Below are 24,311 nucleotides of genomic sequence, written 5' to 3' on the forward strand. Positions count from 1 at the left end.
ATGTTTCAGACCTACATGAACGCTTGGGATGCTGGCATCGGGCGTGCGCTTACAAACGAGCAAATAATTACAATTGCGGACAACCCCGCTCTCCAAGCCTCCATCGACGGGATGATGGGGCAATTCCTGAACACGCATGAAAAGGGGGTGGAGGCGGCTCGAATCGAACACTTGAATGCGGCGGTTGAGGCGCAGGTCGAGCTAGGGAAAATCGACGCCGAGAAGAAGGCGCTTATTGAGAAACTCATAAAAGATAAGCATCCCGGTTTCAGCCAGGAAGTTAGCACCATCGTCATCGGGAGTCTCTTTGATGGCTACAAGACTCAGGTTCCCGATCCCATCCCCGATGTGGATCAGCTGGCTGCCGCTGTCGCGCTCGAGCAGGGTATTCCCGGCATGTTCGAGACTCTGCGGGAAAAAATTTCCGGCATCATTGACGTAATCAAGACCATTGCCGGAGCGGTCGCTGACATCGCATCCGACGTGCTGGATATCGCCAAGAAATCGGTGAACTCGATCATCGTCGGTGCTGGCGGCGGCGTCATCGGCGATATCGTTGAATTCTTCAACATGGCCTACGAACCCTTCAAGAAGGGGATCTTCGACGGCGATTGGTCCGATTTTTGGAGCACGGCGGCTAAATATTCCGTCAGCGCAGTGATAAGCGCCGTTGTTATAACCGGTTCCATTCTACTTACTGCGGCCATACCAGGCGTCGGCCCTGTCATTGCGCCGTTTGTTGCCGCTGGATGGGCCGCCTATGGCCTCTACGATGCAATCACCAATGGCGTGGAACTCCTCGGCAAGATCACTGCCGATCTCGCGGACATCATTCCCAAGATCGGCGAGACTATCGAGCAGGTGGGGCAGAACCTCGCCGCCAATCTCGACATCATCATGCGCGTTGTTGCCAATGCGATGGATGTCGATTTCGACGCGCCCGTCTTCGCCGGTGGTGAGAGCCCTAATTCGCTCGCTCGCAAATATCTCGTAGACACGCTCGACCCAACCCTGCCGGGCAAAGTCACAGGCACGGGTGAAAACGAGCGCTTCTATGGCCGCAACAATGCCTTCATCGATGCGAAGGGCGGCAACGACGAAATTTATGCGCGCGGCACGACGAAAGCTTTGGGGGGCGAGGGCAACGACATTTTGGCGGGCGGCAGGGCGACTTACATTTTCGCCGGCCAACCGCTCGACCCGAATGATCCCGAAAGCGAGATTGCTCAAACAGATCTGCGCATGACTCTTGACGGCGGCGATGGCGACGACTGGGTGGTCGCCATCGGTGGCACCGGTGCCATTACCGTTGGTGGCAAGGGGCGGGACTTCCTCTTCAATACCACGACCATGGGTCAACTCTATGGGGACACGGTCGATGGCGACGGAGTTTCCAGCGAGGGCGTCACGGATTCGGATGTGTTCTGGTTCTGGCCGGGCACGTTCATCATGGACGCGCAGCCGAACGACCTGTTGCAGATGTTCGGTTTTCCGCTGCTCGGTGGCTCCAATTCGGTGGCGGGTGTCTACGCCGGCGATGGGTCGCTGGCGATCGACTGGCTGTTCTGGTTCGTCTTCTATGGCTACACGGAAAGCGGCCAGCTCCTCGTCTACAACGCGTTGATCGACTCGGTGCTCGAAGCCGTCGATCCGACCCATGGGGACAACGGCGTTGTCGACCGCGTCATGGTGGTTCAGAACTACACGTTCGGCGGTTGGAAGGATGAGGTCTGGGGCCGTCCGGCCGCAGGCGACCTCGGCATGACCTTCCGCATTGCGAACGGCGAGGGTGCTAAGGAGATCTCGCTCTGGAACTTCGTCTGGGGTCACTTAATGACCTACATCGACGTGTTCTGGAACCTCACCAAGGCGATCCGCTGGCAACCCGTCGACGACCCGCTCGTCATCGACCTTGACGGCGACGGCATCGAAACGGTGGCGGAAAGTCAGTCGGGCGTCTACTTCGACCTCGACGGGGATTTCTTCGCGGAAAAGACTGGCTGGGTCGGGCCGGACGACGGCTTCGTCGTGATCGACCGCAACGGCAATGGTCGCATTGACGATATCTCGGAAATGTTCGGCGGGCCGGATCGGTCAGGCTTTGCGCACCTGGCCGAACTCGACGCCAACGGCGACGGTGTCATCAACGCGGACGACACGGCCTTCACGCAACTACGCATTTGGCGCGATCTCGACCAGGACGGCGTGACGGATCAGGGCGAGCTCTCTACGCTCTTGGCGCTCGGCATCGCCTCGCTCGGCACGGGCCGCACCGATCTCGGCACGCAGACGCCTCAGGGCAACACGCTGTTCGGCCGCGGCGAATTCACACGCGTCGACGGCTCGACCGGCAAGCTCTACGACGTCGGCTTCGATACCAACCCGACCGACACTGTTTTCCGCGGCGAGCGCGGGGTTGCGGCCTGGCTGAAGGGCAGCGGCCAGCCGGATGCCAAGGGCTTCGGTTCGATGACGACGCTTGGTGTGGGGGCGTCGAACGATTTCGAACTGGCGGAGGTGGTGCGCGCGGCTGCGAACGCTGCGACCACGCCGACGCTCAAGGCTATCCGCGAGGCGATCACACCGGTCTTCGGCAAATGGGCGCAGTCGCTGGAACTGACGCGTGAGCTGACGCCGGTGCTCATCGAGACCGATGCGGACGGTACGACATTGGTCGACCGCGGCGTGTGGCGCGAGGACGCGAGTGGCGGCTGGTGGGAGCGCGCCAGCGGCGCGCCGGTCACCGACCGCCAGGGCAATGTCATCGAGCGGGCGGCGCTCGAGCAGTTTCTGGCGCAGCCGGCCGGCGGTGGTACCTGGCGGCTTGAGCAGATGTTCTCGCCGTCCTCGCGCGGGGCAGCGCTTGAGGAGCGCGATGCGGCGCCCTATCTCGCTGAAGTGGTCGACGGCCGCGTCGTGGTGCGCGACTACGGCATTCAAAATGCCGACGGGTCCTGGCGCCTTGCCAGCGGCAATGCCGTTCGCGACACATCCGGCAACGTCATCGCCGTTCCGACCATCGAGGACATCCGCGGCCAAGCGGCGCCCGCCGGCATGGAGTGGCGCATCGAGGCGCTCGGCCACAATCCCTATGCGGCCCTCACTGTCGACCGCATGGGCGTCTACATGGTTGACGGCAAGGTCGTCGACTATTCGGTCCGCGTCACCGATGAGGACGGCTCCTTCGACGTCTGGGCCCGTAATCTCGATCGGGCGCTGGAACTGCAGCATAAGCTCGGCCAACCGGGCGAATTCAACCTGCGTTCCTATGCGATCGACTTCGATACGCTCGATGAGGTGAACTCCACTGAGGACAGTGCCTACCGCGTCGAAATCCTGACCGCCGGCCAGTTCCATTTCGCCACCTCCGCTTACGGCATCGAGTTCAAGCCGGAGATGATGGTTGCGACCATCGACCCGGTGACCCATCACATCACCTACTCCGTCGGCACCTACGACGACTCCGATCTTTCCGATACCAACCCGGACGGTTCCTACCGCTCGGCGATCGACGTTGCCATAGATCTCATGGGCGTCGTCGTCGACAACTATATCACCGTCAGCCGCGCCTTCTCCGTGCGCGTGGCGATACAGGGAGGGCTTCAGGACTACGCGCGCGGGCTTGCTTACAACGTTAAGACCGACAAGTTCTATGCGACGACGGATCGCGAGCTTGCGCCGATGTTCGAGGCAATCTTCGAGCACGCGCCCGACGGCGCGGACCCGGCCTATGATTATCTCGTCGCCTGGGAAGAGATCCTCGAAGTCGTCTATCCCGACTACAAGCTGGACAATACCGGCAACTTCGTCACCGGAACGATGAAGCTCGACAAGGCCTTCGTGTTCCAGATGCTGCTTCCGGCCTTCGAGAATGTCGGTATCGATCTCGACCTCGCTGCCGTGCTCAACGCCTTCGGCGTCGACGAGACGCGGCTCGTCGACAATGCGGCCGATGCCCAAGCGGTCAACGGTACGGCCGGCGTCGACTACATCTACGTGACCTCCGAGACGGCCCAGGAATACAACGGCGGGCGTGACGCCGACATCTACTTCGTCGGCAAGAACTTCGGCCAGGACACGATCGCCGATGTCGACAACATCATGCGCGGCGAACAACCGGACCAGGTGCGTTTCGCCCATGCCCGATCGACGGATGTCTACGCCACGCGCGACGGACAGGATCTCGTCATTCAGGTCCTCGGCACCGACGACGTGCTGCGCATCAAGAACCAGTTCCTCGGCGACAAGATCGACCCGCTCTTCAAGAGGTTCAACTTTGCGCCGGCCACACAGATCGCATCGATTGTGTTTGCCGACGGCGTCATCTGGGACCGGCTGGAGATTGCCAAGGCGGTCAGCCACCCGCTCGCCACCGACGATCTCGTGCTCGGCACAGAATCGAAAGACTATATCCAGGGCGGCAAGGGCAACGACGTATTGCGTGGCGGCCGCGACGGCGACATCTACGTCTTCCTGGCCGGCGACGGAAAGGATCGCATCGTCGAGAGCAACGACTGGTGGAGCGACACCGAGCAGGCGAAGTATGATTTCCTGCAGTTCGGCGGCTCGATCACGCCGGACAACCTGAAGCTCTACCGCGCCGGCGAAAGCAACGATCTCGTCATCGACATCGTCGATGCGAATGGCAACCTCACCGGTGACCAGGTGACGATCGAGGACCAGTTCTACTGGGCAAACGTCCTGCTGCTTGGCCTTCTCTTCCCGCACCGCATCGAGAATGTCGGCTTCGCCGATGGCTCGTTCCTGAGCCACAAGGACCTGATGGCGCGAGTGCTGGTCGATCTGAAGACCGATGGTGCCGACATCATCTATGGCTTCAACAACGACGACAAGCTGGACGGCGGCAATGGCGATGACGTCCTCGTCGGCCGTGCACAGGACGACACCTACATCTATGGCCGCAACTACGGCCGCGACGTGGTGGAGGACGGGGCGGATGATTTCTTCGGCAGCAGCTACGACACCCTGAAACTTACCGATGGTCTGCGTTGGACCGACTTCGAATTCGAACGCGACGGCGCCTCCGCCACGGTCACCATGCGCGTAAAAGGCACCAACGACGCGGTGATCCTCAAGGATCAGTATCTTGCCGAGCTGCTGTTCGGCTTCCGCGACATGGTCGAACGGCTGGAATTTGCCGACGGCACGGTCTGGGATTACGTCAAGCTCGCGCAGCACATCATCGACCTCTCGAGCACCGACGGCGACGACACCATCTATGGTTTCGACATCGCCAATAACCATGACGGCGGCAAAGGCAATGATCGCCTCGAAGGCATGGGCGGGTCGGATACCTATGTCTTCGCCCGCGGATACGGCACGGACACCATCTTCGACAGCGAGGGCGAGCGCGACCGGCTGGTTCTCGAAGGCATCGACCTCGACGACGTCGAATTTGCACGTGCGGGCACGACGCTTGTCCTGAAGTTGCGCGGCACGGATGACCGGATCGTCCTGGAGCAGCAGTATAACCGCGCCGGCGGACAGCAGAACGCGATTGAGACCTTCGTCTTTGCCGACCGCATCGTCAGCCACAAGGATCTCAATCCGGAGGATATCGACCTCGTCGGAACGGCCGCAGGCGAAACGCTCACCGGCACGGACTTCGCCGAGACGATCGATGGACGCGCCGGCGACGATACGTTGATCGGTGGCAGCGACGGCGACACCTATCTCTTCGACGTCGGCTACGGCAACGACGTGATTGTCGACCGGCAGCGGGCGGTGCGCTGGAACGACAGCTACGGCAAGGAAAAGGACGACACGATCCGCTTCGGCGACGACATCACGATCCACAATGCCGTCTTCACCAAGGACGGCGACGACCTCCTGATTTCGGTCGACCAGCGCACTGATACGCTGCGCGTACGCAACCAGTTCCGCGCCATCGAGAATCAGATCGAATGGTTTGAGTTCAAGGACGGAACGCGCTGGCACGTTTCCGACATCGAGGAGCGGTTGGCAATCGTCGGCGGTTCGCGCGGCGACGATCGGATCGAAGGGGCGCTCGACAGCGCGAATGTTCTCGACGGACGGGAAGGCGACGATACGCTGATCGGCGGGCGCGAGGGAGACACCTACGCCTTCGGTGCCGCCTACGACCTCGACACGATCCAGGAACGGACCGACGGAGTCGCTGGCGCAATCGACCGCATCGTCTTCGGCTCGACGGTCGATCTGTCGACGCTGAGGATTCTGCGCGATGGCTTCGATCTCATCTTCGATCTTGGCAACGGCGAGGATCGGCTGACCATCATTGACGGCCTGTCGACACGCCCGGTGGAGCAGTTCATCTTCGCTGACGGCACAATCCTAAGCCGCGACGAAATACGCACGCGTATGCTCGTCGGCACGGACGGCGACGAGGTGCTGATCGGCTTCGACGGCCGAAACGACGTGATTGACGGCGGGGCGGGCTCGGATGAGTTGGAAGGCGGCAGCGGCAACGACGATTACCGCTTCGGTCTCGGCTTGGGGAACGACTCCGTCCGGGACACCGCCGGCATCGATCGGGTTCTCTTTGGCCCCGCTGTCAACTCGAGCATGGTTCGTTTCTCCGACGAGAGTGGCGACCTGCTCGTCCGGCTCGAGGGATCGAACGACAGTCTGATCATCCTCGGCGGCGCCCTGCGCAACGTCAACGCCGGCCGGATCGAATCCTTCGTCTTTGCCGACGGTTCCGCCATCACCATGGACGAGGTCTGGGGGCTTCTGGTCGCGGCGCAGCAAACCGATGGCGCCGACATCATCGACACCCGTACCGGCAGTCAGATCGACGCCGGTGGCCAGGGCGGGGACGATCTCATCTATGCCGGCAACCAGACGATCCTGCGTTTTGCGGCCGGCGACGGCACTGACATCATCGACACCAGCCAGCAGGCGGCCGGCAGCCGCTTGATCTTCGAGGATCTCGATTCGACCGATGCGGTCGTGCGTCATCTCGACCTCACGGGCCAGGATCTCGCGATCACCTTCCCGGCATCCGGCGATGTTGTGCGCATTCGCGGTGCGCTTAGCAATGCCAATATTCCGGTGATACAGTTCGCCGACGGCGTGGTCTGGGATCGCGCTACCTTCATCGCCGCCGCCATGCTCTCGCAGGCGAGCGCCAACGACGACGTCATTACGGGCTCGTCACTTGCCGACCGGATCGCCGGCAAGGCCGGCGACGACGACATTCAGGGTGCTGGCGGCAACGACACCTATCTCTTTACGCGCGGCGACGGCCGCGACGTCATTGCCGATACGAGCGGCACTGACGTTCTGGAGATTACCGGCTACCGGCCTGCCGACGTTATCGTCAGCAAGCCTGTCGCCGATCGCGACGATCTGCTCCTGACCTTTGCTGGTACAGACGACGAGATCCTGCTGCGCATGGGAAGCGGCAGCGGCATCGACAGCATCAAGTTCGGCGATGGTACAGTCTGGTCGCGCGCCTTCCTGTTCCAGACAGTCGTCAACCGCGGCACCGCCTTCGACGACGAGATCATCGCCACCGGCGAGGCCGATGTTTTGACCGGCGGCACCGGCAACGACTTCCTGGCCGGCATGGCCGGCAGCGACGTCTATCGCTATGCGCGCGGCGATGGCCGCGACGTCATCAACGATCAGGGCGCATCCGGCGACATCAACCAGCTGGTGATTTCGGACTATGGCCCGGCCGATGTGACGGTAATCCGCCATCCCGACCGCGCCAACGACTTCATCCTGCGCTTCGCCGGCGGTGACGAGATCATCGTCATCGGCGGCTTCAACCAGAACGGCCGCCATATTTCGAAAATCACCTTCCAGGACGGCACCGTCTGGACGATGACGGAAGTGATGTTCGCGCTCGCTGCCTCGCGGCAGGCGGACCAGGCGGAGACGCTGACGGGCACCAGCGGCGCCGACATGATGTTTGGCGAAGGCGGCAATGATTATCTCTCCGGTAGCAATGGCGGCGACACTTATGTCTTCCGACGCGGCGATGGCGAAGATGTCATCGAGGACAACGGCTCGACGTCCTCCACACCCGCCGATGTCATCGAGATCCGCGGCTACACCGCGGCAGACGTGACGATAAAGCGGTCGGTGGCCGCGCCCAACGACTACACGATCACCTTCAAAGGCACGAACGACCGCGTCTACGTCGTCGGCGGCATCGGTTCGGCGGACGACATCATCGAAACCATACGCTTCGAAGACGGCTCGACCATCACCCATGCCCAGATTCTTGCGCTCAGCGTTGCCGATGCGGGCTCGGATGGCGACGACATCATCATGGGTTACACCGGCGACGAACAGCTCGCCGGCGGTAAGGGCAACGACCGCATTTCCGGCGGTGACGGTAGCGATGCCTATCTCTTCGCCCGTGGTGACGGGCAGGACACGATCGAGGACAACGGCTACCGCGACACGGATGTGATCCGCATTTCCGGTTACCTGCCGTCCGAAGTCATTCTCGATCGTGCCGCCTATCCAGCCGACAGCCTGATCATCCGCTTCGTCGGCACGGACGACCAATTGACCGTCCTGCGCACGCTGGAAGTCAGCGATGAGGACCAGATCGAGCAGATCCGTTTCGACGACGGCACGGTCTGGGCGATCGCGGACGTCAAGGCGCGGCTGCTTGCCGGCTGGAAGACGGACGGCAGCGAACGCATCGTCGGCTTCGGCACGGACAATACGGTTGCCGGCGGCGCCGGCACAGACTTCTTGATCGGCGGCGACGGCAGCGACACCTATGTGTTCGCCCGCGGCGACCGCGAGGACTCGATCGAGGACAATGGTTGGCACGATACCGATGTGGTGCGCATTTCCGGCTACCTGCCGTCCGAGGTCATCCTTGAACGGTCAGCGGTCTCCTCTGACAGCCTCGTCATCCGCTTTGCCGGCACCGAGGACCGGCTCACGATCCTGCACACGCTGGAACAGAGCAACGAGGACCAGATCGAGCAAATCCGTTTCGACGACGGGACGGTCTGGACGATCGCGGACGTCAAGACGCGCCTGCTGAACGGCTGGAAGACGGCTTTCAGCGACCGAATCGTCGGATTCAACGCCGACGACACGCTCGGTGGCGGCCTTGGTAACGACGCCCTCCTCGGCGGCGATGGCAGCGACGCCTATATATTCGCCCGCGGTGACGGACAGGATACGATCGAGGACAATGGCTGGCACGATACGGATACGCTTCGTATCTCCGGCTACCTCCCGTCTGAAATCATCCTCGAGCGCTCGCCCGTTTCGTCCGACAGCCTTGTCATCCGCTTTGCCGCCACCGAGGACCGGCTGACCATCCTGCACACGCTGGAGCAGAGCAACGAAGACCAGATCGAGCAGATCCGGTTCGACGACGGCACCACCTGGACGATCGCGGACGTCAAGGCGCGGTTGCTTGCCGGCTGGAAGACCGACGGCAACGATGCCGTCTTCGCCTTCAACAGCGATGATGTGGCGGCAGGCGGGCTGGGCAGTGACCGGCTCGCAGGCGGCGACGGCAGCGATACCTATATCTTCGCGCGTGGCGACGGGCAGGACACGATCGAGGACAACGGTTGGCAAGATACCGATGTCCTTCGCATTTCCGGCTACCTGCCTTCGGAAGTCTCGGTCGCCCGGTCGGCGGATTCCGCCGATACGCTCGTCATCCGTTTTGCAGGTACCAGCGACGTGTTGACGATCGTCAACACGCTCAACGCCAGCAACGAGGACCAGGTCGAGCAGATCCGCTTCGACGATGGCACCGTCTGGACCATGGCGGACGTCATTGCCCGCCTCCCGGCGGGTACGGATCTCAGCAGCGACAACTGGATTTCGCTCACGAGCGCCAACGAGAGCCTGACAGGCGGCACTGGTAACGACCGTCTGATCGGCGGCGACGGCAGCGATACCTATACGTTCAACCGCGGCGACGGGATCGACCGGATCGAAGACAACGGCAACGGCGACACCGATGTCGTCATCATCAACGGCTATGTTCCCGCCGATGTCTCCGTTTCGGCCGACAGCCTTTCTCCCTCCTCGCTTGTGCTGCGCTTTGCCGGCACCAGCGACGAGCTGATGATCGCCAACACGCTCACCGGCAGCAACGAAGACCAGATCGAGCAGATCCGCTTCGCGGACGGCACGATCTGGACGATCGCCGACATCAAGGCGCGCCTGGCGAACGGCTGGAGCACCAGCGGCGACGATGCCGTCGCCACAGGCGCTGGCAGCCAGACGCTGGCCGGTGGTCTCGGCAACGATCGGCTATCCGGTGGAGCGGGCAGCGATACCTATCTCTTCGCCCGCGGCGGCGGCCGTGACGTCATTTCCGATGCAGGTGACGGCGGCACGGATGTTTTGCGCATAAGCGGCTACACGCCCGGCGAGCTGACATTGACGGCCTCGCGCTTCAACCCCGCGACGCTGGAGATCAGCTTTGCTGGGACCGGTGACCGTCTGACGATCATCAATGCGCTCAACGGCGATATTGCCGGCCACGTTGAGCAGATCGTGTTCGACGACGGCACGGTCTGGACCATGGCGGACATCGCCGATCACGTCGGCGGCGCCACGAGTCCGGATTCCGACCAGGTCATTGACGGCGACAACGCGGTCAACACCTTGTCCGGCGCCGGCGGCAGCGACTGGCTGTCGGGCAAGGACGGCAGCGATACCTACATTTTCGCACGCGGCAACGGGGCCGACCGCATCAGGGAGGCCGGCGGCAGCGACACGGATGTCGTCCGCATCACAGGGTACACGCCCGCCGAGGTGGTGCTCTCGCACGGCAGCGGCTCGGCCAATACGCTGGTGATCCGCTTCGCCGGTTCCGACGACTCGCTGACGATCGAAAACACGCTCAACGGCGACGTTGCCGACACGATCGAACAGATCCGGTTCGACGACGGCACCGTCTGGACCATGGGCGACGTCCGTGCGCGCCTGCTCGCCTCGCTGGCGAGCAGCGGCGATGACCTCATTGTCACCTGGGACTACGGCGAGACGGTCGCGGGCGGGAAGGGCGACGACAACATCGAGACCGGCTTTGGCACGGATACAATCGCCTTCGCTCGCGGCGACGGGCACGATACCGTGTCACGCGGTGTCCTTTACGGAAATGGCGACACGCTCAAGCTCACCGACCTCAACGCCTCAGATATCGTCATCCGCGGCGGGACCTTCCGCGACAGCAGCATCACGATCGAGACCCTGGACGGCAGGGACTCCATCCGCTTCACCGACGGCCTGTCGCTCCTCTCTCAAATCATCTTCGCCGACGGCACGGTGTGGAACTCGGCGGCAATCAAGGCGGCGGTCGTCGAATATCCAGCCGATCCAACCGAGACGGTCTACGTCGGCGGTGACGGAACCATCGTCGGCACGGCCCGGAACGAGCTTTTCGACGGCTGGACAGGCTCCGACAGCTACATCTATGCCGCCGGTGGCGGTCATGACACGATCAGCGATTACGCCTACGATCCGGCCGATGTCAACGCGCTGACCATGGACGGCATTGCCTCCACCGCGGTCACCTTTGCGCCGGGTTGGGACGATGCCGACGATCTGATCGTCCATGTGAAGGGCGGTGGCTCGCTGCGCATCCGCGATTTCTTCGACCTCGGGGCGGATTACCGCAACGGCGTCGACACCATCAGCTTCGCCGATGGCGTCACGCTCGACCGCGCGGCGATTGCCGCGCTGGCAATGCCGGCGCTACCCCCGACGACGGGCGACGACGTCCTCCCCCATGGCGTGCTGAACGACGTGGTCGATGCGCTCGCGGGTGACGACATCGTGCGCGCGGGCGGCGGCAACGACGAGATCACGGGCGGCCTTGGTGATGACTTCCTCATCGGCGAGGAAGGCAGTGATGTCTATCGGTTCGCCCGCGGCGATGGCCGGGACATCGTTCTCGACGCATCCGGCGACGGGGCGACGGAAGGGCCGCAGGATCTCAATCTGCTGCACCTGTCCGGCTACGGAGCGTCCGACCTTGTCTTCACGCGGGTTGGCGCCGATCCCTCGGTCGTAACGCTGACCTTCCTCGGCAGCGACGACCGGATTTCCTTCTTGTCGCCGGACGGCGAAACATCCGGTTTCAGCTTCGGCGACATCGTTCTCGACGATGGGACGGTGCTGACGCGGGCCGACATTGCCAACCTGATCGGCGTCGATACGGACATCGAAGGCACGGCGGGAGACGACGTTCTGTTCGGTTCGCCGGAGCAGGATACACTGACCGGCGACGCCGGCAACGACGTGCTTTCGGGTGGCGCGGGAGCGGACATCTATGACTTCACCCGCGGCGACGGTCGCGACCTGATCGTTGATCTGCCCGGCATCGAGGTCGTCAATGTTCTTAAGCTTCACGGTTTTGCGGCCGATGAGCTGATCTTCTCGGCCGATCCGATTGAACCCGGCGAGATCATCCTCACCTTCACCACCAGCGAGGATCGGATCATCTTCCGCCCCGATTTCGCCTGGGCCGGCGGCAATGACGGAAGTGCGAGCTTCCCCTTCGGCGATATCGTGCTGGACGACGGGACCTTAATATCGACGCAGGACGTCGCCTCCGGCCTGACCGTTCCCGCGATGGGGTCTGAAGGCGGCACGGCGGGTGATGATATCCGCACGAACTCGCCGGCGAACACCCATATCTACGACGCCGACCATCCGGAAATGTCCGTCAGTGGCGGCGGCAGTGACACCTATGTCTATGCCCGCGGCGACGGCAACGACATCTTCGACGACGGGACGGCCAATCCAGGTGAGTACGACCGGCTGGTCTTCACCGATATCCTGCCTTCCGACGTACGGGTCTCCTGGGCCGGCGGGCGGGCCTTCTTCTTCTCGATCGACGAGAACGCAGCCGATGCTTCGTCCCGCGCGAAAATTGTCGTGCAGATGGCGCCTGCCGACGGCGGCGGCGAAGTGCCGTCACTCGCGGCGATGAACGCTGCCGTCGCAGGCGGGCTCGGCATCGAGGAAATCGAGTTCGCGGACGGCACGATCTGGACGGCGGCGACGATCAGCCAGCACGTGGTCACCTACGAGCCCGACGGCATTGACATTCCGAATCCGCCGACGAACGGCAACGATCGCTTCACGGGCACGGTTGACGAGGACGTGATCGAACTCGGCCGCGGCAACGACTATGCCGAGGGCGGGGAGGGGCGGGACACCTACGTCTATACCCGCGGCGATGGCCACGACGCCTATCAGGACGCGGAATACTCTTCCGGGGAGAGCGCCGGCGAGATCGTATTGCACGACGTCGCGGAAGCGGAGGTCACGGCTAGCATTGCCAACGGCAATATCCTGCTGACGATCGCCGGCCGGCTGCCGGATGGGTCGGACGCCGGGTCGATCACCCTTCTTTCCGCGGCGGAATATACCGGCGAATTCCAGGGGCTTCGCATCCTCTTCGATGATGGTGCGGTCTGGGAGGCCGCCGACCTTGCCCAGCAACTGCGGACAGGTTCGGAAACGGCCGGCGACGACACCGTTTATGGCTCGGCGCTCGACGAGGTCTTCGAGCCGGGCCAGGGCAACGACATCCTGAACACGAGGGACGGCATCGATACACTCGTCTATGCGCGCGGCGACGGCCACGACATCGTCGAACCCCGCTCTTCCGAGTTGAATATCGTGTTCGACGACATCAATGTCGCTTCGGTCTCGATCCTCCGGCACGCCGACGACATGATCGTCAAGATTGGCGAATCTGCGACGGGTGCAGGCGATGGCGGCAGCATCCGCATCCTCGACGGGTATTGGCGGTCCTCTGGCATTATGGGCCTCAACTCGATCACCTTTGCGGACGGGACGGTCTGGGGCGAGATGGATTTCGCTCGCGCCTTTGTCGAGGGCCAACTGACGTCGGGCGACGACACGGTGGTCAATGCGGGGCCAGCCCTCGCCTACGAACTCGGCGCGGGTAATGACCATATCCAGGCGAGTGGCTCGCATGCCGACACCTATATCTACCGCAACGGCGACGGCCACGACGTCATCGTCGAAGACGGTTCGACCTCCTACGCCGAATCGGCAAGCGACGTGTTGCAGTTCGCCGACATTCCGCGCGATGGCGTACGCTGGATGCGCAGCGGCGACGACTTGATCGGCGCCGTGCAGGCGAACGCCGCGCTTGGCCGCCTGGCGGGCTCGGTGACCCTGAAGAACGCCTTCCATGCAGACGCGGCGGACTACACCCGCGTGGACACGATCCGCTTTGCCGATGGCGAAGACGTGTCGATCGAAACGCTGATGAACGAAGCCGAAGCCGGCAACCAAGGCGGGGCAGCCGGCGGCGTCGACTACACAGTCGGCGCGAACGGCAACCTCACCTTCACCTACGAGCGCGGCGACGGCAACCGCACGATCGATACGCTCGCCAACGGCGGCAACGATATGCTGGTGCTTGCCGACATCGCCCCGGGCTCCGTTTCCTATCACCGTGTCGGCTCCAGCGTCGAAATCCGCGTTGCGGAGACCGCGCCCGGCGCCGGTAACAGCGGGTCGATCCTGATCGACGCGCTGCTCGACACGTCACTCACATCCCGCGGCGTGGAAACGGTGCGGTTCGCCGATGGTTCGACGATCAGCAAAGCAGCAATCATCGGCGCGGTCGCGTATAGCGGCACAGCCTACGCCGATTCCATCGTCGGCTCGAGCGGTGACGATACGCTTTCCGGCAATGGCGGCGTCGACCTGCTTGCCGGCGGAGGTGGCAACGACACCTACCGCTGGGCGCGCGGCGACGGCAGCGACATCATCGACGAGAGCAATTCCAGCGGCACTGCCGACCGGCTCGTGCTGGCGGGCGTGCTGCCGACGGCGGTCACGGTGCGCGCGGACGGCAATACGGCCGTCCTGACCATTGTGGAAAGCAGCCCCGGGGCAGGGGACGGTGGCGTCATCAGGGTCCTGCAATCGATGGTTCAAAGCGGCCAGGCCGGTGTTGAGCGCGTCGAGTTCGCGGATGGCACGGTCTGGACGATGCCCGGAATCCGCGCCGCGTTGCTCACCAGCCGCGCTACCGCGGGCCATGACGTCATCTACGGCTTCTCGAGCAACGACACGCTCGCCGGCGGCGCCGGCAACGACGCCCTGATCGGCGGTTCGGGCAACGACACCTACGTCTACAATCGCGGTGACGGCTCCGATTCCGTCAACGAGACGGGCACGTTCGACGGCACGGCGGATTCCATCGTGCTCCACGGAGTCCTCGCCTCCCAGGTGACGGTGGGGAAGGACGGGTCCGATGCGATTCTGATCATTGCCGAAAGTGCGCCTGGTGCTGGTGACGGTGGTCGCATCCGTATCTACCAGCAGCTCGACCCCTATTTCGAGCGCGGTGTTGAGACGATCGTCTTCGACGACGGCACGATCTGGACCCCTGACATGGTGCGCGCACGCGCGATCGACCTCCAGACGAGCGCGGGCGGGGATACGATCCTCGGCTCGTCGGCGGGCGAAACGTTGCAAGGCGGCGGGGGTAGCGACGTCATTATCGGCGGCGAAGGCAACGACACCTACACCTACCGTCGCGGCGACGGCTACGACGTGATCGATGAGAGCGGCACCTTCGGCGGCACGGCGGACAAGCTCGTCTTCGCCGATGTTACCGCTTCCGCGGTCTCGGTGCGTTCGGATGGCGCAGATGCGATCCTGTTCATCGCGGAAAGTGCGCCCGGCGCGGGCAACGGGGGACGAATCCGTCTCGTCAACACGCTCAACCCCTATTTCGAGCGCGGCCTCGAGACCATCCAGTTCTCCGATGGCACGACATGGTCGATGAACACGCTGCGGCAGGCGGCGATCGCAGCCCGGACGACGGCCGGCGATGACGACATCTTCGGGTTCACCACTGCCGATACCTTTGAAGGTGGCGACGGTGATGACCGCATCTTCGGCGGCGAGGGCAACGACACCTACATTTACACGCGCGGCGACGGGTTCGACGTCGTCGACGAGAGCGGCACGTTCGGAGGCACGGCTGACAAGCTCCGCTTGCAAGGCATTGCGGTTGCCGACGTGCGCCTGGTGCGCGATGGTTCCGACGCGATCTTGACAATAGCCGAGAGCGCGGCGGGTGCGGGCGACGGCGGGATGATCCGCATCGTCAACACGCTCAACCCCTATTTCGAGCGCGGCGTTGAAAGCATCGTCTTCGACGACGGAACGACCTGGCTGCTGGCCGACTACCAGCGCATAGCAATCGAGCAGTCGCAGACGCATGCCGACGACGTCGTGACCGGCTTCAGCACGTCGGAGACGCTGACGGGTGGGCGCGGCGACGACCATCTGCACGGCGCCGATGGCAGCGACACCTATGTCTTCAATCGTGGTGACGGCCGCGATGTCATCGAAGACAACGGCAACGCCGATACCGACGTCGTCGTCATCCGCGGCTACGCGCCTGCCGATCTCATCTTCAGCGAAAGCCGCTATCCGGCGGATTCGCTGGTCATTCGCTTTGCCGGTAGCGAGGACGAACTGACGATTGTCAACACGCTCGACCAGAGCGGCGAAGACCAGATCGAGGAATTCCGTTTCGACGACGGCACCGTCTGGACGATTGCCGACATCAAGGCGAAGATCCTGGCCGGCCGGACCACGGCGGGCAACGATACCATCAACGGCTTCGGCGGCGACGACCAGTTCGTCGGAGGCCGCGGCAACGACGTGCTGAACGGCGGTTACGGGGCCGATACCTACACCTATACGCGCGGCGATGGCTACGACCTGATCATCGACGGGGAAAGCCAAGCGGGCGACGTTCTTGTGCTCGTCGGCATCGATCCGGGCTCGATCCAGGTGCGGCGTGGAGTCGGCGACGATCTCGACCTGCTCATCGCGGAGTCCGCGGCAGGAGCCGGCGATGCCGGCCGCATCACCATCCGCAATTCGTTCCTTGCATCCTCGCTGACCGGCATCGAGACCGTGCGGTTCGACGACGGCACGGTCTGGACCAAGGCGATGATGGAGGATCTGGCGATACGCAACGTCGCGACGCCGGACGACGACCGCCTAACGGGCACCTCGTCGGCCGACGCTTTGGTCGGCCTTGCCGGCGACGACTACCTGTCGGGTGGCAACGGGGACGACGTCTACCGCTTCACGCGCGGCGACGGCTCCGACACGATCCGCGATGCCGGCAATGGCATCGACCGGCTCGAAATCTCGGGTTACGCAGCGAGCGAGATCAGTTTCACCCGGCGTGGCCGCGACGGACAGGATCTCATCATCCGGCTCGGCACGATGGGCGAGACCATCACGATCATCAATGGCCTCGTGAACGGCACAGCCGACCGGATCGAGAGCGTCGTCATCGTTGATACGGGCGAGACCATCTCGATCGACACGATCGAGGCTTCGCTGGTCTTCGGCTCGGAAAGCAGCGGCGACGACCAGATCATCGGCAGCGATGCGGCTGACACGATCCGCGGCGGCGCCGGCGTCGACCTCCTGATCGGCGGAGCGGGCAGCGATACCTACCACTACAAGGCCGGCGACGGCGACGATCGTATCGCCGACGACAGCAACAGCGCCGGCGACCGGCTCGTCCTCAACGATATCGCCTCCACCGATCTCGTCTATGCCCGCCGCAGCCCACCGGAGGGCTTCGACCTCGTCCTGCGCTTCGAAGGCGCACAGGACCGCCTCACGCTGGCCGACACGCTTGCGAGCGGCAGCAACGGCATTGAGACGATCACCTTCTCCGACGGCCTCACATGGACGCTCGCCGAGATGCGCGCGGCCGTGCTTCGCCACGCCGCCACGCAGCAAGGCGAGGCCATCCGCGGCTTCGACGGCGCCGATCTCTTGAACGGCCTCGGCGGCAACGACTGGCTGATCGGCTACCAGGGGGCCGATACCTACCGCTTCGCCAAGGGCGATGGTCAGGACACGATCGAGGACAGTTCGACCAGCCTTGGCGACCGCCTTGTGCTGAGCGATCTCCTGTCGATGGAAACCGCGGTTTCGCGCCTGTTCAAGGCGAGCGACGACGTCGTGCTCACCTTCGCCACGGGCCAGGATTCGATCACCATCCGCGATATGCTGGCCACCGACGGTTCCGGAATCGAGGAAATCGTGTTTTCCAACGGCGTCGTCTGGACGCGCCAGACGATCCTCGACCTCCTGGAAAACAAGGCGCCGGTTGCGGTCGAGGACGGCATCTACTCATTCAAGACCAATGCACCGCTGATCCTCTCCAGGGCCGAGTTGCTGCTTAACGACTTCGATGCCGATGGCGACACGCTCTCCGTCATTGCCGTGACGGGCGACGCCAATGTCGACGCCGAGATCGACGCGCAGGGCAACATCGTGGTGACGGCGCATGCCGGTTACACCGGCCCGGCACAATTCACCTACACGGTGTCCGACGGTCGCAACGGCCTCACCACCGCCACCGTGAGCGTGCGCGTCACACCACTGGCGCAGGCGAAGGACGACTACGGCTTCGAGGTGGCCGAGGACGGCTTCCTGCAAATCTCCGCCGAGCGGCTGCTCTCGAACGACATCGACGGCGACCGCATGATCGTCGCGCAGGTGCTCGACTCGGTGAACGGCCACGTAAGCCTGGCCAGCAACGGCCAGATCAGCTTCACGCCCGCGCCGAATTTCAACGGTCTCGCCTCCTTCCGCTATGTGGCCAACACGCCGGAAGGCGGCCGTGCGGAGGGCGTCGTCTACATCAACGTCACGCCGCAGAACGATGCGCCGGATGCGCGCAACGACAGCGGCTTTGCCACCGACGAAGATGTGCCGTTCGAGATCGACACGAGGACACTGCTCCTCAACGACGTCGATATCGATGGCGACAGGCTGCGGGTGACCGGCGTCACGAGCACGCCCGAACTGATCGCGGAGTTGACGGCCGACGGTTACATCGTCGTGCGCCCAGCGCCGTTCTTCTTCGGCCAGGCGACGATCTCCTACACCGTCTCGGATGCTTCCGGCGCGACTGACACGGCGACAGTCACCGTCAATGTCCGGCCGGTCAACAACGATCCGGAGCCTGCCGCCGACAGCGTCACGACGAACGAGGACGCGCCGCTTCTGCTGACAGCCGCCTCGCTTCTGGCCAATGACATCGAGCGTGACGGCGACCTCTTGAGCATTGCATCGGTACGCAGCGGCCACGGCGGCAGCGTTCGGCTCTTCGACAACCAGACGGTCCTGTTCACGCCGGCCGCGAACTTCTACGGCCAAGCACACTTCTTCTACACGGTCGACGACGGCCAGGGCGGCCTCGTCGAAACCCGGGTGGACGTGCAGGTCGATCCGGTCAATGACGCGCCCGAATCCCGGGAAGACAGCTACAAGGAGGCGGGCGGCTTCTACCTGCGCGGCACCGAGGACACGCCGCTCATCATCAACATCGCCGATCTCCTTGCCAACGATCGCGACATCGACGGCTTCGCGCTGACGATCGAGACGATCAGCTATTCGGACAACGGCACCGCGGAACTGCTCGGCGACGGCACGATCCGCTTTACGCCGGACGAGAACTTCTGGGGCGAGGCGACCTTCCGCTATGTCATTTCCGACGAGGGCGGTCTCGTCGACGATGCGGTCGTGACGCTCTATTTTGCGCCGGTCGGGGATGCGCCGCCGGTCGCGTGGGACGATACGATCACCATCTACGAGGACGTGCCGACCGTCATTCCGGTCGCCGCGCTCCTGGCCAACGACACCGATATCGACCGGCATCCGCTGCGCATCGTCTCGATCGCTCGTGGACTCGGCGCGCTCGGCTCCGTCTCGTTCACGCCTGAAGGGGATATCCTCTTCACCCCGGCGCTGAACAGCACCCAGCAGAGCAGCTTCACCTATACGGTGACGGACGATGCCGACGGCACCGATACGGCAACGGTCTCGGTCGTCATCATCCCGGTCAACGACGCGCCGACGGCGGCGGCCGACTTTGGCTCCACCTCGCTCGACCGGCCGCTGGTGCTGCGCATATCCGATCTGATGGCCAACGACGGCGACGTGGATCTCGATCCGCGCGACTTCGACCTGTTGCGCTTCATCGGCGTGAACGCGCTGCAGCACGGCACGGCGTCAATCTACAATGGCGAATTCGTCGTCATCGAATATGACCGCGGCTTCTCCGGCGCAACGTCCTTCGAATACACGATCGCCGACGAGCATGGCGTCGAGGACGACGGCACGGTGGCAGCGGTCGTGACCGGCCAGCACGCCGCGACCATTACGGGCACGGCGACACGCGATCTCCTGATAGGCACGCATCTCGGCGAACGGATCGAGGATCTCGGCGGCGACGACGATATCTTCGGCCGCGAGGGTGACGACATCATCATCGCGGGCGACGGGGCCGACCGCATCGACGGCGGCGACGGCTTCGACTCCGTCGATTTCAGCGGCTCGAACATCGGCATCCGCGCCGACCTGCAGGCGCTGATCGGTCAGGGCGGCTATGCCCAGGGCGACCTCTACTTCAATATCGAGGCCTTCCTCGGCTCACATTTTGCCGACGAGCTTGCCGGCAACGCCGCCGACAACACCCTGTCGGGCGGTGAGGGCAGCGACGTCCTGCGCGGCCGCGCCGGCGCCGACACGCTCGAAGGCGGGCTCGGCGACGACCGGCTGGAAGGCGGCGAGGGCGCCGATATCCTGAATGGCGCAGAGGGCTCCGACACGGCCGACTATTCGACCTCACTTGCAGCAGTCGCAGCCTCGTTGCTCTCAGGCACGGCCTTGGGTGGCGATGCGGCCGGCGACACGCTGGCGAGCATCGAGAACCTCACCGGCAGCGACTTCGACGACACGCTGGAAGGAGGCGGCAACGCCAATGTACTGATCGGCGGGCGCGGCGACGACGTGCTCATCGGTGGTGCCGGCAACGACGTGCTGGTGGGCGGCCGCGGTGCCGACGTGCTGCAAGGTGGCGAGGGCATCGACCGCGTTGAATACCTGCTGTCGAGCGAAGGGGTGACCATCAATCTCGCAAACACGGCCGCCGGCGGCGGCGATGCGCAGGGCGATGTCTTCTCTTCGATCGAATTGATCGTCGGCAGCTACCACAATGACGTGATGATCGGCGATGCGACCAACAACGTCTTCCGCGGTGGCCTCGGCGCCGACGCGATCGACGGCGCCGAGGGCTTCGACACGGCCGATTACGGTTCGGCGACGGAGGCCGTCAGCGTCAACCTGACGCTCGGGACCGGCAATGCCGGCGAGGCGGCCGGCGACACGTTGACGGATATCGAGAAGCTTGTCGGCTCGGCCCATGGCGACACTTTCATCGGCTCGGACAATGCCGACGTCTTCGAGGCCGGCTTCGGTGACGACCATCTCGCCGGCAATGCGGGCTCCGACACCTATCTCTTCGGCTACGATTCCGGCGCCGATACGATCGCGGAAAACGGGCTCTCGGCGGATATCGACCGTCTGGTCTTCGACCCCGACGTCCGCCGCGCGGATATCAGCCTCGTACGCCAGGGCGACAACCTGCTGGTCGAGCTGGAGCACGACGACGGGCTGTTGATCGATACCGCGCTCGTCTCCGGCCATTTCCTCGGCCGCGAGACTGGGCTCGAGGAGATCGTTTTCGCCGACGGCACCGTCTGGGACCGCGACGATATCGATACGCTGACGCGCGTCGGCCGCTTCAACGCGGTGGACGATGTCATCCGCTTTGCCGATGAGGACGTCGATCTCGTCATCGCCGCCGACAGGCTCACCCGCAACGATGCCAGCGAGGGGACGGAGTTCCTTGAGATCGTCGGCGTGTCCAATGGTGTCAACGGCACCGCGACGCTCAATGCCGATGGCTCCGTCACCTTCCGCAGCGCCCAGAACTTCTGGGGAGACGCCTATTTCGAGTATACGGTTCGCGACCAGTTCGGCCGGGAATCTACGGCGCGGGCCGAGGTCAACGTGCTGCCTGTCAACGACGCGCCGGTGGCCGCCGATGATGGCGTGTTCACCGGCATAGAGGACACGCCGCTCTACATTCCGATCTCGGCGCTGCTCACCAACGACATCGATGTCGATGGCGATACGCTGACAATCGTCGACTTCGGTCCGACGATCGGCGCCGACGGCCAGCCTCTCTATCCGAGTGCTTTCGAAAACGCGACCTTCGGCAGCGCGCGCGTCGAGGGGGATTACGTCGTCTTCGTTCCCTCCAACAATCACAATGGCTTCGCCGGCTTCCGCTACACGATCACCGACGGCAACGGCGAGACCTCGACGGCGCAGGTAGAGCTCACCTTCGTCGGCGTCAACGACGCGCCGGACATCGGCCGCGACCGCATAACGGTGCGCCAAGGCCAGAACACGCCGATCCTCATCTCGACGCTGCTCGGCAACGATACTGACGTCGAGGGCGACGACTTCTCGTTCACCGGCTTCGGCAATGTGGTGAACGGCACGGCCACATTGGTGACGGACGAAAACGGCGCGGTGTCGATCGATTTCACCGGCGACGCCTTGGGTGCGGCAAGCCTCACCTACACGATTACCGACGAGCACGGCGCAAGTACGACGGGCACCATCGAGATCAACGTCATTCCGCTCAACGACCCGCCGAATGCGCGCAATGATGGTGGCTTTACCACCCTTGAGGACCAGCCGATCATCATCGATCCGGCGCTGCTGCTCGGAAACGACAGCGACCCGAACGGCGATGTGCTGGTGATTTCCGCGCTCGAACGTTTCCCGCTGAACGGCAACGTGGAGTTCAACGAGGACGGCATGATCGTCTTCACGCCGCGCGCCGACTATAATGGCCAGGCAGGCTTCATCTATACGGTTTCCGACGGGCGCGGCGGCTTCGACGAGGCATTCGTCTCGATTACGATCGTGCCGGACAACGACGCTCCGATCCTGCGCGACGACGTCGTGGCCGGCACCGAGGACCAGCCGGTGCTGATCCTCGCGGCGGAAGCCTTCGCCAACGACATCGAGCCGGACGGCGACGTCATTTTCTTCGAGGATGCGTGGGTGCTCGGCGTCGTCACCAACGATGTCACGAATCGCGTCGAGCAGAGCGAAAGCTTCGAGCTGTCCTCGCCTCTCCTCTCTCAGACGGCCACGGTCTCGCTTGCCATGGCAGACGGCTCGCAAGTGCCCTCCTGGCTGGTCTTCGACGCCGAAACGCTGACCTTCACCGGCATTCCGCCGCAGGGCGTCACCGAGGCGCTGACGCTTGCGCTCACCTTCTCCGACACGACGGCGGAAGGCGAAACCCTAACCTTCGAGGACACGATCGTCATCGATCCGACCGATGCCGCGGCGCTTTCGGCCGGCATCACCTACGACGCGAACCTCATGGCAGTCAGCCAGTCGGAGGGTACGTGGTCGGCAAGGCTCGCCTCCGGCCAGGACCTTCCGGCATGGCTCGCCTTCGACCCGACGACGCGGCAACTCTCCTATACGGACGTCGCTCCGCCGGCCAACAGCGGCCTCGCTCGCGTCCAGGTGGCCTTCGCGCCGACGAGTGCCGCGCAGAGCGGCTTTGCCGTCGAATTCCTCATCGATCCGACGCAGCCGCTCGACCCGGCGATCAACACGCTGCTTGCCGGCGATCCGTATTTCGCCGCGCACGGCCTCTTCGTCCTGCCGGTGGCGGAGGACGCGACGGTCTCGGCAGAGAAGACCTCCGGCTTCGATCTGCCGGATTGGCTGGAGTTCGATCCCGAGACGCTGTCGCTTTCCGGCACCGCGCCCGAGGTCTATGTCGGCCGCGTCCCGGTGCGCATCGAAGTGGGCGCCTCGGCCGAGGACGGCCGTCCGGCCTTCTCGCTGATCCGCGACTTTATCGTCGACGACCCGCCGCAGGCGAGCGGCGGCGGCGCAGGGTTCAGCCTCGTGATCGAGGACGGGCGCCTCAAGCTCGTCACCGGCGAGGATTTCTTCGGTATGGTGGCCGTCGCCTACACGGCGGTCGACGTCAAGGGCGCGGTTTCGGCCGAGCCGGGCGTCATCGTCATCAACATCGCGGCGCAGCGCGAGAAGCCGGATGCGCTCGCCGACGCATTCAGCGTGGCCGAGGACGGCACGCTCACCTTCTCGCTTGCCGACCTCCTGGCAAACGACCGTGACGACGACGGCGATCCGATCCGCGTCGTTTCGATCGGTGAGCCGGTCAGCGGCACGCTAACGGTGCACATTCCGGAAATCTCGGTCGACATGCCGGCGCTTGACGGCATGTCCGGTCCGGTGACCCATTCCGCCGTGCTTCGTGGCGGTGCGGCCCTGCCAGCCTGGCTTTCCGTCGATGCCGCGACCGGCCGCATCCACGGCACGCCGCCGCTCGACGCCAAGACCACGCTTGCCATCGA

General features: G+C 63.9%; 1 protein-coding gene (cut by a window edge). It reads left to right on the plus strand.

Going from position 1 to position 24,311, the window contains the following annotated elements; translation table 11 throughout:
- Window positions 1-24,311: the 5' portion of a tandem-95 repeat protein gene (locus M728_RS20035; RefSeq protein WP_026620367.1), read on the plus strand. 3,889 nt of this gene lie beyond the right edge of the window; the window shows 24,311 of its 28,200 coding nt (coding positions 1-24,311); it begins with the start codon at window positions 1-3; its stop codon lies beyond the right edge, outside the window.

Source organism: Ensifer sp. WSM1721, from assembly GCF_000513895.2.
Classification (GTDB): Bacteria; Pseudomonadota; Alphaproteobacteria; order Rhizobiales; family Rhizobiaceae; genus Sinorhizobium.